At 65.0% G+C, this 15,191-nt stretch carries 19 protein-coding genes; 9 read left to right on the forward strand and 10 right to left on the reverse strand.

Features of this window, described 5'->3' with window-relative positions; translation table 11 throughout:
* Positions 1–7: 7 nt before the first annotated feature.
* The 6 genes from ACVWWD_RS07840 to rph all read right to left on the reverse strand — a co-directional run bounded on the left by ACVWWD_RS07840 (position 8) and on the right by rph (position 4,629).
* A complete protein-coding gene (locus ACVWWD_RS07840) occupies positions 8–979 on the reverse strand; it encodes a GlxA family transcriptional regulator (protein ID WP_352548903.1) in 972 nt (323 codons plus the stop codon).
* Between the two features lie 97 nt (positions 980–1,076).
* Positions 1,077–1,400: a low molecular weight protein tyrosine phosphatase family protein gene (locus ACVWWD_RS07845; protein WP_352548905.1), complete on the reverse strand. Its 324-nt coding sequence runs from the start codon at positions 1,398–1,400 to the stop codon at positions 1,077–1,079.
* 66 nt (positions 1,401–1,466) lie between these two features.
* Positions 1,467–2,645, reverse strand: a complete 1,179-nt coding sequence (gene hemW / locus ACVWWD_RS07850; RefSeq protein WP_023793455.1) for a radical SAM family heme chaperone HemW — start codon at positions 2,643–2,645, stop codon at positions 1,467–1,469.
* The gene (gene rdgB / locus ACVWWD_RS07855) at positions 2,642–3,319 is read right to left on the reverse strand and encodes an RdgB/HAM1 family non-canonical purine NTP pyrophosphatase (protein ID WP_023782029.1); all 678 of its coding nucleotides are present in this window, start codon (positions 3,317–3,319) and stop codon (positions 2,642–2,644) included. Before rdgB ends, hemW begins: the two co-directional genes overlap by 4 nt.
* Entirely contained in the window at positions 3,319–3,729 is a 411-nt protein-coding gene (locus ACVWWD_RS07860) for a VOC family protein (protein WP_352548908.1), read from the reverse strand. Before ACVWWD_RS07860 ends, rdgB begins: the two co-directional genes overlap by 1 nt.
* Before the next feature lie 183 nt (positions 3,730–3,912).
* Complete coding sequence (gene rph / locus ACVWWD_RS07865) at positions 3,913–4,629, reverse strand: ribonuclease PH (RefSeq protein WP_015314794.1); 717 nt, start codon at positions 4,627–4,629, stop codon at positions 3,913–3,915.
* Between the two features lie 155 nt (positions 4,630–4,784).
* Here rph and hrcA point away from each other — a divergent pair, with 155 nt between their 5' ends.
* From hrcA to ACVWWD_RS07895, 6 genes are all read left to right on the forward strand, one after another.
* Complete coding sequence (hrcA, locus tag ACVWWD_RS07870; RefSeq protein ID WP_023771957.1) at positions 4,785–5,867, forward strand: heat-inducible transcriptional repressor HrcA; 1,083 nt, start codon at positions 4,785–4,787, stop codon at positions 5,865–5,867.
* A gap of 143 nt (positions 5,868–6,010) precedes the next feature.
* Positions 6,011–6,208, forward strand: a complete 198-nt coding sequence (locus ACVWWD_RS07875; RefSeq protein ID WP_352548910.1) for a hypothetical protein — start codon at positions 6,011–6,013, stop codon at positions 6,206–6,208.
* Between the two features lie 89 nt (positions 6,209–6,297).
* Positions 6,298–7,662 carry a PQQ-dependent sugar dehydrogenase gene (locus tag ACVWWD_RS07880; protein ID WP_352548912.1) on the forward strand — a complete coding sequence of 455 codons (1,365 nt, stop codon included), beginning with the start codon at positions 6,298–6,300 and terminating at the stop codon, positions 7,660–7,662.
* A gap of 115 nt (positions 7,663–7,777) precedes the next feature.
* Positions 7,778–8,395, forward strand: a complete 618-nt coding sequence (locus ACVWWD_RS07885) for a LysE family translocator (RefSeq protein WP_023771959.1) — start codon at positions 7,778–7,780, stop codon at positions 8,393–8,395.
* Between the two features lie 179 nt (positions 8,396–8,574).
* The gene (gene cysK, locus ACVWWD_RS07890) at positions 8,575–9,555 is read left to right on the forward strand and encodes a cysteine synthase A (RefSeq protein WP_023782025.1); all 981 of its coding nucleotides are present in this window, start codon (positions 8,575–8,577) and stop codon (positions 9,553–9,555) included.
* A gap of 169 nt (positions 9,556–9,724) precedes the next feature.
* Positions 9,725–10,351 carry a glutathione S-transferase family protein gene (locus tag ACVWWD_RS07895; protein ID WP_023771961.1) on the forward strand — a complete coding sequence of 209 codons (627 nt, stop codon included), beginning with the start codon at positions 9,725–9,727 and terminating at the stop codon, positions 10,349–10,351.
* Between the two features lie 9 nt (positions 10,352–10,360).
* Here ACVWWD_RS07895 and ACVWWD_RS07900 read toward each other — a convergent pair whose 3' ends face one another.
* Both ACVWWD_RS07900 and ACVWWD_RS07905 read right to left on the reverse strand, forming a co-directional pair.
* Positions 10,361–11,605 carry an RNA polymerase sigma factor gene (locus ACVWWD_RS07900; RefSeq protein ID WP_023771962.1) on the reverse strand — a complete coding sequence of 415 codons (1,245 nt, stop codon included), beginning with the start codon at positions 11,603–11,605 and terminating at the stop codon, positions 10,361–10,363.
* A gap of 7 nt (positions 11,606–11,612) precedes the next feature.
* Positions 11,613–11,981 carry a YciI family protein gene (locus tag ACVWWD_RS07905; RefSeq protein WP_023771963.1) on the reverse strand — a complete coding sequence of 123 codons (369 nt, stop codon included), beginning with the start codon at positions 11,979–11,981 and terminating at the stop codon, positions 11,613–11,615.
* A 234-nt stretch (positions 11,982–12,215) separates the two neighbouring features.
* Here ACVWWD_RS07905 and ACVWWD_RS07910 point away from each other — a divergent pair, with 234 nt between their 5' ends.
* Entirely contained in the window at positions 12,216–12,677 is a 462-nt protein-coding gene (locus tag ACVWWD_RS07910; RefSeq protein WP_023782022.1) for a RidA family protein, read from the forward strand.
* Between the two features lie 350 nt (positions 12,678–13,027).
* On the opposite strand, the gene ACVWWD_RS07915 is transcribed toward ACVWWD_RS07910, so the two are convergent.
* Complete coding sequence (locus ACVWWD_RS07915; RefSeq protein WP_023771965.1) at positions 13,028–13,153, reverse strand: hypothetical protein; 126 nt, start codon at positions 13,151–13,153, stop codon at positions 13,028–13,030.
* A 2-nt stretch (positions 13,154–13,155) separates the two neighbouring features.
* The gene (locus ACVWWD_RS07920; protein ID WP_015314782.1) at positions 13,156–13,296 is read right to left on the reverse strand and encodes a hypothetical protein; all 141 of its coding nucleotides are present in this window, start codon (positions 13,294–13,296) and stop codon (positions 13,156–13,158) included.
* 405 nt (positions 13,297–13,701) lie between these two features.
* On the opposite strand from ACVWWD_RS07920, the gene ACVWWD_RS07925 reads away from it, so the two are divergent.
* Complete coding sequence (locus tag ACVWWD_RS07925) at positions 13,702–14,208, forward strand: YciE/YciF ferroxidase family protein (RefSeq protein WP_015314781.1); 507 nt, start codon at positions 13,702–13,704, stop codon at positions 14,206–14,208.
* Between the two features lie 108 nt (positions 14,209–14,316).
* Positions 14,317–15,186, forward strand: a complete 870-nt coding sequence (gene ku, locus ACVWWD_RS07930; protein ID WP_023771966.1) for a non-homologous end joining protein Ku — start codon at positions 14,317–14,319, stop codon at positions 15,184–15,186.
* Positions 15,187–15,191 lie beyond the last annotated feature (5 nt).

Raw genomic sequence — 15,191 nt, forward strand, 5'->3', positions numbered from 1 at the left:
CGCTGAGCTAATGCCGCCGCGCCAGCTTCGGCGGATGGCCGTGCTCCTCGCGAAAGGCACGGGCAAAGCTCGACATAGAGGCAAAACCGCAGGCCAGCGCCACGTCGCGCACAGCCAGCGTCGAGTGCGCCAAGAGGTCGGCGGCGCGTTTCAGCCTGAGCCGCCGATAATAGCCATTGGGCGAGATGGAGAGTTCGGAGCGGAAGGAGCGCTCGAGCTTGTCGGAGGAAACGCCGAGCCTTGCCGTCAGTTCGGCCATGCCGAGCCGCTCCTCCACCGCGTCCTCCATGATGGCGATGGCCGACAGCACCAGTTCGTTTTGCACGCCGGTGCGCAGGCGCAAGGGCATCAGCTTGCGGTCGACGCTGGAGCGCAACTGGCTGTGCACGAACCACTCGGCGACGCCTGCGGCAAGTTCGGCGCCGTAATCCCGGGTGATGATCTCCAGCATCATGTCGAGGCTGCCGACGCCGCCGGCCGAGGTGAAACGCTTGCGGTCGATCACATAGAGATCGCGCCGCAGCTCGATGTTGGGAAAGGCCTCGGTGAAGGCGGCCTGGCTGGTCCAGTGCAAGGTGCAGGCATGGCCGTCGAGCAGGCCCGCACGGGCCAGGAAGAACGCCGCATCCGCGACCGCGCCGATATGAGCGCCGGCGCGCAGGCTGCGGCGGATCCAGCTCGCGGCGTCCTCGGCGACGAGATGATCGGCGTCGCCGCCAGAGCAGACCACGATGCGGTCGACCTTGGGCGCTGCCTCGGCGTAAAAGCCTGGCTGGATGACGACGCCGTTCGAGGCCCCGACCGGACCCTGGGTCGCCCCGACGATGATCCAGCGGTAGCATTGCCGCTTCGCCAGTAGGTTGGCGGCGCGCAGTGGCTCGATGACCGAGCTGAACGCCATCATCGGAAAGCCGGGGAACACCAGCACCGCGAAGGTGAGCGGGGCGTCCGAGGGTTTGGGTGGTTCGCGCGTGGCCATGGCGTCCGGAACCGGGAGGATCGGGGGCTACAATTCGGGCAGATGGGCTTCGGGGTCAACGGTGTTCGGCCGAAGGCAAAGGGGCGAACGCAAGCGCTCAGTCCAGATACCGGGACACGCGCGCCTTCAGAAGCGCGATCAGCTCCGGGTCCATGAATTCATAGTCGTCGGGGATATCGAGGCAGATCACCTTGGCCGCCTTCAGGCCAGCCCTGAATTGCTTCCGCAGTTTCGTCCGGTGGGTTTTCTCCATGACAAAGATGATGTCCGCCCAGGCGACGAGTTCGTGCGTCAGCGGCGTGTCGGCATCATGATTGGTGCCGGCCGAGGCGACTTCGATGTCGCGCCGCGTGGAAAACACCTGCTCGGCGGTCGGGCTGCGCAAGCGGTTCTGGCTGCAGACGAAAAGGACGTTTTTCAACGGTTACTGTCTCTTGGTGAGCATGATCTCGTCCGAAAACCGGTTCCTATTTTTCGGGATCATGCTCTACCGCGCCAGATCGGCCACAACGGCGTCGAGCACGATCATACCGGCCGGCGTGGCGCGCAGGCGGGAATTGCCGATCGGCGCCACCAGGCCTTCGCCCTGCAGCACCGACAGCCGCGCGCTCGACAGGCCGCGCCCGGAGAAGGCCTCGTAGCGGGAGAGGTCGATGCCTTCGGCGAGCCTGAGCCCCATCAAAAGAAACTCGTCCGCCTCTTCGGAGCGCGTCAGGAGCTCGCCGCCAGTGATGCCATGGCCCTTGGCCTCGACCAGATTGGCCCAGGTTTCCGGCATCCGTTCGGCGATGGTCACCACACGATGGCCGTTCTCGACGAAGCGGCCATGCGCGCCGGGGCCGACGCCGACATATTCGCCGTAGCGCCAGTAGGTCAGATTGTGCCGGCTTTCGGCCCCCGGCCTGGCGTGGTTGGAGATCTCGTAGGCCGGGAGGCCGTGCGCCGACGTGATCTCCTGCGTCAGTGCATAGAGATCGGCGGCGTGGTCGTTATCGGGAACGACGAATTTCTTCGCCGCGTGCAGCGCATGGAAGGGCGTGCCTTCCTCGATGGTCAGCTGGTACAGCGATAGGTGGTCGGCGGCATGGCCGATCGCCTGTTCGAGTTCCGCCTGCCAATCCTCTGGCGTCTGCCCGGGACGCGCATAGATCAGGTCGAAGGACAGGCGCGGAAAGATGTCGCGCGCGAGCCCGATGGCGTGCAAGGCTTCCCTTACGTTGTGCAGCCGGCCGAGAAAACGCAAATCCTTGTCGTTCAGCGCCTGCACGCCGAGCGAGACGCGGTTGACGCCCGCCGCCCGGTAACCGCGAAACCGCTCCGCCTCGACCGAGGACGGGTTGGCCTCGAGCGTTACCTCGATGCCGTCAGGCACCGTCCAGTTCCTGGCCACGGAGTCCAGGACCCTGGCCACGGTTTCCGGCTTCATCAGCGACGGCGTGCCGCCGCCGAGGAAGATGCTGGTCACTTCGCGTGGCCCGGTGCGCTGGCGCATCGTTGCCAACTCGGCCTCGAAGGCCGCGGCAAAGCGCTCCTGGTCGACCGGCTGGTGGCGGACATGGCTGTTGAAGTCGCAATAGGGGCACTTGGCCGCGCAGAACGGCCAATGCACGTAGACGCCGAAGCCGGGACCGCGGTCGAGAGCCATGGTGGTGCCGGATCCGATCATGCCGAGCCAAGCCTCACCGAACCAAGCCGGGCTTGGGCGAATTTCTGGAAGGCGCGGGCGCGGTGCGACAGCGCCGTCGCCTGGCCGGGTTTCCAGCCGTGCTTTTCCTCCGCGCTCATTTCGCCGAAGGTCTTGTCGAAGCCATTGGGCAGGAACACCGGATCATAGCCGAAGCCGAGCTCGCCGCGCGGCGGCCAGACCAGCGTGCCCTCGGCCTCACCGCGATAATATTCGGCCTCGCCGTCGGGAAAGGCGAGGCAGATGACGGCGACAAAGCGGCCCGTGCGCCGTTCGGGCGTGGCCGCGCCGACTTCCTGCATCGCCACTTCGGTGCGCTGCATGGCCATGGCGAAATCGCGCGATCCGTCCGGAGTCTCGGCCCAGTTCGCTGTATAGACGCCGGGCGCGCCGTCGAGCGCGTCGACACACAGGCCAGAATCGTCCGACAGTGCCGGCAGCCCGGTCGCCTTTGCGGCGGCAAAGGCCTTGATGTAGGCGTTTTCCTCGAAGGTGGTGCCGGTTTCGTCCGGCTCGGGCAGGCCATACGCCTTGGCCGATTTCGCCTCGAAGCCGAACGGCCCCATCAGCTCGGCGAATTCGCGCAGCTTGCCTTCATTGTGGCTGGCGACGACGATCTTCTTGCCATCAAGCGTATGGAGGTTTGGCGAATGCATCAAAGGCCCCAGATTCTCGGCTCGGCGAACTCGATCGAATTGCCCGAAGGGTCGCGTATATAGATCGAACGGCCACCTTGCGGCCATTCGAATTCGCTTTCGATGGCGATTTTCTTCGCCATGAGATGGGCTTTCCAAAGCTCAATTTCATCGGCGGTCGCGGCAAAGCACAGATGGCCCTCGCCGACCGCGCCATGCGGCGGCACTTTCAGCCTTGCATCGGGTGCGGGCGGAATTTTGGTCGCCTCGGCGTTGAAGACGAGCAGCACGCCCACGCCACAGCGGAAGAACAGGTGGCGGCCGTCGACCTTGCCGAGGGGAGTGAGGCCGAGAATGTCGGTGTAGAAGACTTCTGCTTCAGCGAGGTCGGTGACGTAGAGGGCCGTTTCCAGGATTGCCGAGGGTGTCACGAGGCGCCCCGCTCTGCCCTGCCGGGCATCTCCCCCTCAAGTGGGGAGATTGGCGGTTTCAGCTCCGCCGCACATCCTGCGCCGTTGATAGATGTCGAAAGCCGATCGAACATCCGATCTCCCCCCTTGAGGGGGAGATGGCCGGCAGGCCAGAGGGGGGCGTTCAAGCTCGGCATCGAAAACTCAGGCCACCGCCATCTGCTGCAGGCTGACCAACCGGGAAATGCCCTTCTTGGCCAGGCCCATCAAGGCCGCGAATTGCTCTTCGGAGAAAGGCTCGCCTTCGGCGGTGCCCTGGATCTCGACGATGCCGCCCTTGCCGGTCATGACGAAATTGGCGTCGGTGCCGGCCGAGGAATCCTCGATATAATCGAGATCGATGACCGGCTGGCCGTCATGGATGCCGCAGGAAATCGCCGCGACATGATCCTTCAGCACTTTCGAAACGCTGGCCATCTGCCGCGCTTCCATCCAGCGCAGGCAGTCATACAGCGCCACCCAGCCGCCGGTGATCGAAGCGGTGCGAGTGCCGCCATCGGCCTGGATGACGTCGCAGTCGACGGTGATCTGCTGTTCGCCCAGCGCCTGCAGGTCGACCACGGCGCGCAGCGAACGGCCGATCAGCCGCTGGATTTCCAGCGTGCGGCCGCCCTGCTTGCCGGCTGAGGCCTCGCGGCGCATGCGCTCGCCGGTCGAGCGTGGCAGCATGCCATATTCGGCCGTCACCCAGCCCTTGCCGGAATTGCGCATCCAGCCAGGCACCTTTTCCTCCAGGCTGGCGGTGCACAGGACATGCGTGTCGCCGAACTTCACCAGGCACGAGCCTTCGGCATGCTTGGAGACGCCGCGCTCGAAGGATATGGCGCGCATTTCGTCGAATTGGCGTTTGGAGGGGCGCATTCGGCCTGCTTTCTTGTCATTTTTTGAATCGTGGCCGGCTTGTAGCCCCACCAAGCCCATGGCGCAAAGGAAAATGGCCGAGCGATCCGGCACAGACACCGGGTTGCGCGCGGCGCACCGAAGTCTATATCCTTGAACCGGAGGTTTTTGGCCGAATGACCAAGGCAGTCGATCCCGTTTCGCAGTCGTTGGCTCTTCAGTCACTCGACATGCGCTCGCGCGACATCTTCCGGCGCATCGTCGATTCCTACCTGCGGGACGGCGAACCCGTGGGCTCGCGCAGCCTGTCGCGCATCCTGCCGTCCTCGCTGTCGCCCGCCACCATCCGCAACGTGATGAGCGACCTCGAGCATCTCGGGCTGATTTATGCGCCGCACATCTCGGCCGGGCGCCTGCCGACCCAGGCTGGCCTGCGTTTCTTCGTCGACGCCTTCATGGAGCTTGGCGACCTCTCCGACGAGGAGCGCCGCACCATCGAGGCACAGGTGCGGGCCTCCGGCTCGGGCGCGACGCTTGAGCATATGCTGACCGAGGCCAGCCAGATGCTGTCGGGCATGTCGCGCGGCGCCGGCCTGGTGCTGGCGGCCAAGAACGAGGTGGCGCTCAAGCATATCGAATTCATCCAGCTGGAGCCGACCAAGGCGCTTGCCGTGCTGGTCTCGCAGAATGGCGATGTCGAGAACCGCGTCGTCGAACTGCCCGCCGGCATCACCGTCTCGCAACTGCACGAGGCCTCGAACTTCCTCAACGCGCATATTCGCGGCCGCACGCTGGCCGAGGCGCGCACCGAGATCGCCCGCATCAAGGAAGAGACGAGAGCCGCCCTCGACACGCTGTCGCAGGACCTCGTCGAGAAGGGACTTGCGGTGTGGGCCGGCGCCGAAAGCGGCCTGCCGGCGCGGCTCATCGTGCGCGGCCGCGCAAATCTGCTGGAAAACGTCACCGCCCAGGCCGACATCGAACTCTTGCGCCACCTGTTCGAGGACATGGAGACGCAGGACGGGCTGATCCAGCTGCTCGACCTCGCCGAGCAGGGATCGGGCGTGCGCATCTTCATCGGCTCGGAGAACAAGCTGTTCTCGCTGTCGGGCTCGTCGCTGGTGGTGGCGCCCTATCGCGACAAGGACGCCCGCGTCGTCGGTGCGCTCGGCGTCATCGGCCCGACCCGGCTCAACTATGCCCGCATCGTGCCGATGGTGGATTATACGGCGCAGCTGATTTCCCGCATGCTGAGGTAAGAGAGCCGAGGAATTATCGCTTTGGTTTCCATGCCGGAATTCGACCGCGAGTGACTTCGAGAGTCGCCATCCCCGGGCTTGTCCCGAGGACGATGACTTTCCTGGCGGGGCCCAATCCAAACAGGCTGCAAAGGAGAAAAAGAATGGCGCTCGAATCGTTCAAGGCCCAGATCAGTCTGCTGCTCGAAGAGATGGTCAAACAGCCGGAGGACCAGCACGAAATTCAGGAACAGCTGCGCGAAAAACTACGGGAAATGCGCGCCATGGGCCTGCCGTTGCCGGCCGATCTCGTTGAATTGGAAAAACGCCTGGACGACGATTTTTACGCTGCCGGGACCTGATTCCAGGAGGTTGCTTCAAGTCATTGTGCGTCACGGAACCCACGGGCAAACCGATCGTTGATTTCCCTCACGACTGATTGGAGGAAGTGATGCGACTGGCTGGACTGGCGATGTCCGCACTGTTTATCACGACCGCGGCGCTCGCCCAGCAAGCGGACCAGCCTCTGCTCAAAGGTACGGCCGCCTTCGGCGACTGGCGGGCGGACAGGCCCGGCATACGCCGGCTGATCAAGCCGGAAGACCTGCCGAAGCCCTATGTAACCGAATCCGCCTCCAACAGCGCCGGCGTAATCGACATGCCGGCGGATGCAAAGCCGCATCTGCCGCCGGGGTTTTCGGCCGAGTTGATCGCCTCGGGGATCGACAATCCGCGCGTCGTGCGCATCGCACCCAATGGCGACCTGTTCGTTGCCGACAGCAAGGCCAACCAGGTCCGCGTCTATCGCCTGGCGAAGGGCAGCGCGAAAGCCGCTGAGAAAAGTATCTTTGCCGGCGGTCTCAACCGGCCCTATGGCATTGCCTTCTATCCCCCGGGCAAGGACCCGCAATGGGTCTACGTCGCCAATAGCGACAGCATCGTGCGTTTTGCCTATGGCAATGGCGACCTGAAGGCCTCGGGCGAGCCGCAAACCATCGTCGGTGACATCCCCTCGACCCACCACTGGACCCGCGACATCGCCTTCTCGCCCGACGGCACGACACTGTACCTCTCCGTCGGCTCCGGCTCGAATGTCGCCGAGGACATGGGCAAGAGGCCCAGGGGCGGGCTCGACGCCTGGGCCAAGGCTGAGCCGCTCGGCGCCAGTTGGGGTTCCGAGGCGGGCCGGGCCGAGGTCCGGGCCTTCGATCCCGACGGCAAGAATGGCCGCACAGTCGCCACCGGCTTGCGCAACTGTTCGGGCATGACCGTCCAGCCGGCGACCGGCGCGCTATGGTGTGTCGTCAACGAGCGTGACGGGCTCGGCGACGATGTGCCCGCCGAATACGCGACATCGGTCAGGGAAGGCGCCTTCTATGGCTGGCCCTGGTATTATATCGGCGACAATGAGGACCCGCGTCACAAGGGCGAGCGGTCCGATCTCGCCGGCAAGGCTGACAATCCCGACGTGCTGATGCAGGCGCATTCCGCGCCGCTCAACATCGCCTTCTACGATGGCAAGGATTTGCCCGCCGACGCCGGCTTTCCCCAGGCGTATCGAGGCGACGCCTTCGTTGCCCTGCACGGCTCTTGGAACCGCGGCAGCAGGACCGGCTACAAGGTGGTCCGGCTCAAGTTCAAGGACGGCAAGCCGACCGGCGAATACGAGGATTTCATGACCGGCTTCGTCGTTTCCAATGGCGAGGTGTGGGGCCGCCCGGTCGGCGTTGCGGTGGCCAGCGACGGATCCTTGATCGTCTCCGAGGACGGCAACGGCACGATCTGGCGCGTGACTTACAATGGCGACCGCTCCTGATCCTTCCTTGCGAACCGGGCCATTGCCGTCTGGTGCAAGCGAATCCCGCGCTCAGGGCGTTCTCCTGGAGGCCGTCCCGTGCGACAAGGCCGCGACCGCCCTTGGACGCCACGCCATGACCCTCACCGGATTCCTCGCCTATAGTGCCGCTCTCGGGATCGCCGCCGCCATTCCTGGCCCCGGTGTCACCGCGCTGGTCGCGCGTGCGCTGGGCTCCGGCTTTCGCTCGTCGCTGGCCATGTCCTTTGGACTCATGCTTGGCGATCTCACCTACCTGACCGCCGTGGTGCTGGGTCTCGCTTTCGTCGCGCAGGAGTTCGGCATGGTGTTCCTGGCCATCAAATGGGCCGGCGTCGCCTACCTGGCTTTTCTCGGCTGGCGCTTCTGGACCGCCGGCATCAGACCCGAAACCGTCGAAGCCCGGAAGGGCAAGGGCGGATTGCTGTCGAGCTTCGTCGCCGGCCTCACCGTGACGCTCGGCAATCCGAAGACGATGATCTTCTACCTCGCCATCACGCCGACCATCGTCGACCTGAAGACGATCACGCTTGCCGATTACGGCATTCTCGTCGCGCTGACGGTCATCGTCCTGTTCGTCGTGCTGCTGCCTTACCTGGTGCTGGCGGCCAAGGCGCGCTGGTTCCTGAAGTCGCCGCGCGCGCTGAGGGTGCTGAACCGCACCGCCGGCGCCTTCATGGTTGGCGCGGCGGCGGCGATCGCCGCCCGCCAGTAGGTCGTTTCAGCCAAACCATTCCCCGGCCTGGGCTGTTTCGAGAAATGCGTTTCCGAGGGCCAGGCGTTTTCAGCACGCGCCCCCACTCGGATATTTTCCAGCCGCGGCCTATCTTGCGCGGTTGAAAGCCCTATTCTGTCGGCGACTGCCAATTGCCTGAAATCCAGGGAGCGAAACCAATGAACAAGCCCGTCACTTCAGCCCGTGTGCCCGGCCGCGGCCGCATCTACAATTCCATCACCGACACGATCGGCGACACGCCCCTGGTACGGCTCGACAAGTTCGCCAAGGAGAAGGGCATCGTCGCCAATCTGGTCGCCAAGCTCGAATTCTTCAATCCGATCGCCTCGGTCAAGGACCGTATCGGCGTGGCGATGATCGAGGCGCTGGAAGCGGCGGGCAAGATTGCCCCAGGCAAGACCACGCTGATCGAGCCGACATCCGGCAACACCGGCATCGCGCTCGCCTTCGCCGCCGCCGCCAAGGGCTACAAGCTGATCCTGACCATGCCGGAGACGATGTCGGTAGAGCGCCGCAAGATGCTGGCGCTGCTCGGCGCCGAACTGGTGCTGACCGAAGGTCCGAAAGGCATGAAGGGCGCCATCGCCAAGGCTGACGAACTGGCCGCGACGATCCCCAACGCCATCATTCCGCAGCAGTTCGAAAACCCCGCCAATCCGGAAATCCATCGCACGACGACGGCCGAGGAAATCTGGAACGACACGCAGGGCGAAGTCGACATCTTCGTCGCCGGCATCGGCACCGGCGGCACCATCACCGGCGTCGGCCAGGTGCTGAAGAAGCGCAAGCCCTCGGTCCAGATCGTCGCGGTCGAACCGGAGGCCTCGCCGGTGTTGTCGGGCGGCCAGCCCGGCCCGCACAAGATCCAGGGCATCGGCGCTGGCTTCGCGCCAAAGATCCTCGACACAACGATCTATGACGAGATCGTCAAGGTCTCGAACGAGGATTCGGTCGCCAATGCGCGCCTCATCGCCCGCCTCGAAGGCGTGCCGGTCGGCATCTCGTCGGGTGCCGCCCTGCAGGCAGCAATCGTCGTCGGCTCGCGGCCCGAGAACAAGGGCAAGACCCTGGTGGTGATCATCCCGTCCTTCGCCGAGCGGTATCTGTCGACGATCCTGTTCGAGGGGCTGGGGGCTTAGGGCTTCGATACCCAGGAACGGCAGCGCTGGCCCGCTAGCGTGGTTTGTATTGCGCGTGAGCCTGGCCCGCAGAAAAACTCCCCTTGGCGCCGCCGCGCCGCTTGAGCCGACCACTGCTTCCGGTTCATATCACCCCCGGCTCGCGAGAAGACGGGCCGGGGAGGATTTCATGTACAAGCTCTACACGCGTCCGGGCAGCGGCGGCTTTGTCGTCGAGGCAGCGCTGGCGCTGATCGATGCGCCTTTCCAGCAGATCGACGTGCCGAAAAGCGAGGCGCCCGATCCTGCCTTCCTCGCCATCAGCCCGTTGAACCAGGTGCCGGTGCTGACCTTGCCGGACGGACGCTCGATCACCGAATCGGCGGCGATCTGCATCCTGCTCGCCGAGCGCCACCCGCAAGCCCGCCTGGCGCCGACCGCCGACGAACCGGCGCGCGCGGAGTTCCTGCGCTGGATGGCGTTCATGTCCTCGGTGCTCTACCCGGCGGTGCTGCGGCTCTACTACGCCCATCGCTACACGACGGATGCCGAAGGGTCGAAGGCGGTGAAACAGGCGGCGGTCGCCGAGATGGACCGCGGTTTTGCCGTCGTCGACGCAGCCTTGCGCGACCGCGACTGGCTCGCCGGCGATCAGATGTCGCTGGCCGACATCTATCTCGTCATGCTGGTGGCCTGGCATCCCGACATCGAGATGGCGCGGGCGGTCTGGCCCGGTATCGAACGCCTGTGGGCGCGGTTGCGCGAGCATCCGCTGATGAAGACGCTCAACACGTCGCACGAGATGTGGCCGGCCTGAGCGGACACCTCACTGTCCGAGCGCGGCGCGTTTGGCCTGCAGGAACCGGCGCACCGCCGGATCGCGCTCGAGGCCGATCGCCCGATCATAGGCTTCGACCGCCTGCGCTCCCTGGCCGAGCCTGGCCAGCAGGCCGGCACGCGCGGCCCAGTAGGGCTGGTAGTCATTGAGCCGCTTGTCGTCGCCCAGCACGTAAAGAGCCGCCAAACCCGCCACCGCGCCCTCGGTCTCGGCGATCGCCACCGCGCGGTTGATCGCCACGACCGGCGACCCGGCGATCGAAAACAGCGCTTCGTAGAGCCCGCGGATCGCCGCCCAGTCGGTGCGGCCACGAAGCCGTCGCGCGGCATGCGCCGACTGTACCGCCGCCTCGAGCTGATAACGGCCGATCGTGCCCATGGTGGCGGCGCGGCCGAGCAGGGCTTCCGCCTCGTCGACCAGGGCATGGTCCCACAATGCATGGTCCTGCTCGGCGAGCGGCACATACTCTCCGGCCGGGTCGCGCCGCGCCGCGCGGCGCGCCTCGGCGAACAGCATCAGAGCCAGCAGGCCCAGCGCTTCCGGCTCGTCGGGCAGCAGCGAGGCCACCAGCCGGCCGAGCCAGATACCTTCGGTGGCGAGGTTCCGGCGCCGCGTCTCGGTACCGGCCGGATCGGACCAGCCCTCGGCGAAGGCGGCGTAGATCGCCTCCAGCACCGCGCCCAGCCTTTCGCCGAGTTCGGCCCGCTCCGGCACGCGGAACGGAATGCCGGTCTCGCGGATGCGGCTCTTGGCGCGCACCAGGCGCTGGCCCATCGTTGACGGCGAGAGCAGGAAAGCGGAAGCGATCGTCGCGGCATCGAAGCCGAGGATGGTCTGCAGGATCAGCGGTGCCCGCACGCCCGGTTCGATCGCCGGATGGGCGCAGGCAAACATCAGCCGCAATCGTTCGTCGGGCAGGTCGTCATCGATCATGCGCGCCTCCGCCTCCTCGGCAATCAACTTGAGATGCTCGCGGCCGGCTTCGCTGGTCAGTCGCCGCCGCACCGCATCGACACGCCGCCGCCTTGCCACCGCGAGCAACCAGGCTTCCGGCTTTTCCGGCACGCCGGTTCGCGGCCAGCGTTCAAGCGCCGCCGCAAAGGCGTCGGCCAGCGCATCCTCCGCCGCGGCCACGTCGCGCGTGCGCGCCGCCAGCCAGGCGACCAGCTTGCCATAGCTCTGCCGGGCGGCTGTCTCGGCCGCCGCCCGGGCAATTTCGGGTCGAGCGTCCATCACGCCGTCACTTCTTGGGCAGATAGTCGGCCATTTCCCAGATCGGTCGCACCTCGACGGTCCCGGTGCTGGCCGCCGGACAGCGCGCCGCCCAGGCGATCGCGGCGTCGGCGTCCTCGGCTTCGATCATGTAGAAGCCGGCAAGCTGCTCCTTGGTGTCGGCATAGGGGCCGTCGAGCACGCTGGTCTTGCCGTCAGTCATCCGGACCAGGGTGGTGGCCTGGCTCGGGCGCAGCCTGTCGCCGGCCAGCCAGGTGCCGGACTTCTTCAGCGCTTCCGTGTAGGCGTCGTAGGCGGCGCTCATCTGATAGGTCGCCTCGGTCGGCACGTTCGCCATCGCGGCCTCGTCGGCGTAGATCATAAGCATGTATCGCATGGGTCTTCTCCCGTGGTTTGGAAGGCCGCTTCGTTGCGGGCCGAACGTATGTCGCGCGGCGGCGACCGATTTCGACAGGTCACGGAAAAACTTTCGGCTTCGTCGCGAAGTTTCGCAAGAACCGTATCTCACCTTCGGTGCCGGGCGACATCCACTGCCGCACTGGCGGCGATACCTGGCGGCCCTATCCTTGTCGCAGACAAGCAGACGAGGCGGAGCGACAGGAGTAAGACAATGGAACTCGTCACCCACAAGAAGTTCAAGAACGGCCGCTTGATGCCATGGGGGAAGGGCACGGTCGTCAGCGGCGCGAAGGGAACTGTCTATCTCTGTGGAAACACGGCGACATCGGACGACTACGATCCGGCCGGCAAAGCGGGCGGCGGCTTCGCTGGCGATGTGGCGGCGCAGTGGCGCGCGGTTCTCGGCTCCATCAAATCGGACCTGGAAGAGCTCGGCAGCGGGCTGGACCATCTCATCAGGCTGACCTTCTTCGTCAGAGGGCCCTTTCCCGACGGCGGTGTTCTCAGCTCTCCCAATTTTCGCCTCGACGTGCTGGACGCTTTCTTTGCCGAGCACTGCCCCAAGCACTGCAGTTACAACAATCCGCCGCCCTCGGAAGTAATTGGCGTCGCGGCGCTTGCCCAGGCAGACATCATGATTGAGATCGTCGCGGTCGCGGCGCTGCCGGATTGAAAGGCAATGCGGCCGCGACGTGCCGTGCCGCGGTTTTGCCCCTTAACCGTCGGTCTAATGCGCCCGGGGTGGGTGCTCAGCGTTGTGTCCTGCTCGCCGCGACCGGCGCGACCGGCGATGGCTGGACGCTGTGCACGGTTCAGGGCTGCCTGGAACTCGGCCAGGCGGCGGGCGGCGTTATCGTGCTCGAACCCCTGTGTGCCGGACAGCGCGAGCGAGGCGCGGTAGATCAGCGGCTGCACCGAAGGATTCAGAGGGACGGCCTGCGTTGGGAGGACTCGTCGCGGACGGGCGGTCACACTGGCCTCGGCTGCTTATGTCCTATGACACTAAGGCAGCCGATGGCGGCGTCAAAGACGCGGCGTTGCCGCACGGCGGCGGTCGGCCAGGGCAGGGCGTTCGGCGCGATAGGCGGTGGCGCGGCTGTCGGCGCCCGGCCTGCAGATGCGGCTGTTGTGGCGGCTTTCGAAGCTCATGGTCAGTGCGCGCCCAGCGACGTGCCGCGACGGGCGCAGGCCGGACCCGGTCCGCGCATGTAATAGCGCTCGGGCCGGTAGGTCGGCGCGACGAATTCGCGGATGGCGGCGGCATAGCCGATGAGTTGCGTGAGGAAGTTCATTTTATCTGGTCCCTGTCCCGATTTTCGGACGTCCCTTCCGAAGTGCGGGAACGATAGCATCGAGGCGTGAATACTCAGTGAACGTGATGTTAATTTTTGGTCGAAAACCCGCCGCTTCATGGCGGGATTGCGGCTGATTCGGGGTGTTTCGACGCCTTTTGTCACCATTTCGGTCCGTGTGACTTTTGCATCACATATGTTTCGTTTGAATGTCGCCTTGGCGCGCTTGTGTTTCAACTTTCGTGCCGCCCGGGAATTTCCTTGCCGCGCCGCGCGGCCGCGAGCGTTCGGAACCCGCCCCACCAATGGACGTTGAGACGCAGGACCGGCATTGCCGGCTCACAGGCACTGCCCAGGCAGGCCGGAACCTCCCGAGCAAGCAAGAGCAATGGAAAGGCTGAAATCATGGGCTTCTTTTCGAAGGACATCAAAACGCTGGACGACCTCTTCGTGCACACGTTGCGCGACATCTATTACGCCGAAAAGCAGATCGAGAAGGCGTTGCCGAAGATGGTCGACAAGGCAACCGATCCGCAATTGAAGGCCGGCTTCGAAAAACACCTCGAGCAGACCAAGGGCCATATCGAACGCGTCGAGCAGGTGTTCGAGCTGCATGGCGTCAAGGCCAAGCAGGTGAACTGCCCGGCCATCGACGGCATTCTCGAGGAGGCCGACGACGTCAGCGGCGATGTCGACGACAAGGACGTTCTGGATGCCGCGCTGATCGCCTCCGCGCAGGCCGTCGAGCACTACGAAATGACCCGCTACGGCACCTTGATCGCCTGGGCCAAGCAGCTCGGCCGCAGCGACTGCGCCAATGTGCTGGCCAAGAATCTCAAGGAAGAGCAGGCAACGGATCGTAAGCTGACCGAAATCGCGGAAAGCAAGATCAACCTGCAGGCCGCCGAATAGGGGCTGAAAGCCGGGGCCGGCGGCAACCGCGCCGGCCCCGGCGGACCGGGTTGGAACCGAGCGGGGTGGTCGCCCGTTCCAGCTGATCTTTCTCACGGGGAAATCATCATGGCGCCGCGCCCGGCCTGGAAAGGCTATCTGAAGCTCTCGCTGGTCACCTGCGCCATCGAACTGACCAACGTGGTCACCCATGCCGACAAGGTCTCGTTCCATATCCTGAACCGCAAGACCGGCAATACGGTGAAGCGGATCTATGTCGACGCCGAGACCGGCAACCCGGTCGAGGACGGCGACGAGATCAAGGGATACGAGATCGAAAAGGGCGACTTCGTCCACATAGAGGAGGATGAGATCGAGGCGGTGCAGATCGAAACCTCGCACACGATGAGCCTCGACGGCTTCGTCGACAAATCCTCGATCCGGCAGATCTATCTCGACACACCCTACTATGTCGCGCCGGCCGACAAGGTTTCGGAAGAGGCCTTCGCCGTCATCCGGGATGCGATGGCGGGCAAGAAGATGGCCGGGCTGGCGCGCATCGTCCTTTATCGACGCGAACGTCCCGTGGTCATCGAGCCGCTCGGCAAGGGCATGGTGCTGACCACGCTGCGCTACGACAACACGGTGCGCCAGCCGGAGACTGTCTTCGGCGACATCGAGGCGGTGAAGACCGACCAGGAGATGACCGATCTGGCCGAGCTCATCATCGACAAGAAGAAGACGAAGTTCGATCCCTCGAAATTCGACGACAAATATGAGGAAGCCCTGCTCGAACTGATCCGCGCCAAGAAGGCGGGGCACAAGGCGCCCAAGGCCAAGGAGGCGCCCAAACCCTCCAATGTGGTCAACCTGTTCGACGCGCTGAAGAAGAGCCTGTCGTCGGATTCGGCGCCAACCAAGTCATCCCCGGCGAAAGCCAAGCCGGCGGCCAAACGTGCCAAGGCGAAAAGCGTTGCGCCGAAGCGCAAATCGGCCTGAGGATA

The sequence above is a fragment of the Mesorhizobium sp. URHB0026 genome (assembly GCF_054059755.1).

Excerpts from the sequence above, each read along its gene's own strand:
- ACVWWD_RS07840 (WP_352548903.1), bottom strand. The coding sequence starts at position 979 with ATGGCCACGCGCGAACCACCCAAACCCTCGGACGCCCCGCTCACCTTC.
- hemW (WP_023793455.1), bottom strand. The coding sequence starts at position 2,645 with ATGATCGGATCCGGCACCACCATGGCTCTCGACCGCGGTCCCGGCTTC.
- rdgB (WP_023782029.1), bottom strand. The coding sequence starts at position 3,319 with ATGCATTCGCCAAACCTCCATACGCTTGATGGCAAGAAGATCGTCGTC.
- rph (WP_015314794.1), bottom strand. The coding sequence starts at position 4,629 with ATGCGCCCCTCCAAACGCCAATTCGACGAAATGCGCGCCATATCCTTC.
- hrcA (WP_023771957.1), top strand. The coding sequence starts at position 4,785 with ATGACCAAGGCAGTCGATCCCGTTTCGCAGTCGTTGGCTCTTCAGTCA.
- ACVWWD_RS07875 (WP_352548910.1), top strand. The coding sequence starts at position 6,011 with ATGGCGCTCGAATCGTTCAAGGCCCAGATCAGTCTGCTGCTCGAAGAG.
- ACVWWD_RS07880 (WP_352548912.1), top strand. The coding sequence starts at position 6,298 with ATGCGACTGGCTGGACTGGCGATGTCCGCACTGTTTATCACGACCGCG.
- ACVWWD_RS07885 (WP_023771959.1), top strand. The coding sequence starts at position 7,778 with ATGACCCTCACCGGATTCCTCGCCTATAGTGCCGCTCTCGGGATCGCC.
- cysK (WP_023782025.1), top strand. The coding sequence starts at position 8,575 with ATGAACAAGCCCGTCACTTCAGCCCGTGTGCCCGGCCGCGGCCGCATC.
- ACVWWD_RS07895 (WP_023771961.1), top strand. The coding sequence starts at position 9,725 with ATGTACAAGCTCTACACGCGTCCGGGCAGCGGCGGCTTTGTCGTCGAG.
- ACVWWD_RS07900 (WP_023771962.1), bottom strand. The coding sequence starts at position 11,605 with ATGGACGCTCGACCCGAAATTGCCCGGGCGGCGGCCGAGACAGCCGCC.
- ACVWWD_RS07905 (WP_023771963.1), bottom strand. The coding sequence starts at position 11,981 with ATGCGATACATGCTTATGATCTACGCCGACGAGGCCGCGATGGCGAAC.
- ACVWWD_RS07910 (WP_023782022.1), top strand. The coding sequence starts at position 12,216 with ATGGAACTCGTCACCCACAAGAAGTTCAAGAACGGCCGCTTGATGCCA.
- ACVWWD_RS07915 (WP_023771965.1), bottom strand. The coding sequence starts at position 13,153 with ATGAGCTTCGAAAGCCGCCACAACAGCCGCATCTGCAGGCCGGGCGCC.
- ACVWWD_RS07920 (WP_015314782.1), bottom strand. The coding sequence starts at position 13,296 with ATGAACTTCCTCACGCAACTCATCGGCTATGCCGCCGCCATCCGCGAA.
- ACVWWD_RS07925 (WP_015314781.1), top strand. The coding sequence starts at position 13,702 with ATGGGCTTCTTTTCGAAGGACATCAAAACGCTGGACGACCTCTTCGTG.
- ku (WP_023771966.1), top strand. The coding sequence starts at position 14,317 with ATGGCGCCGCGCCCGGCCTGGAAAGGCTATCTGAAGCTCTCGCTGGTC.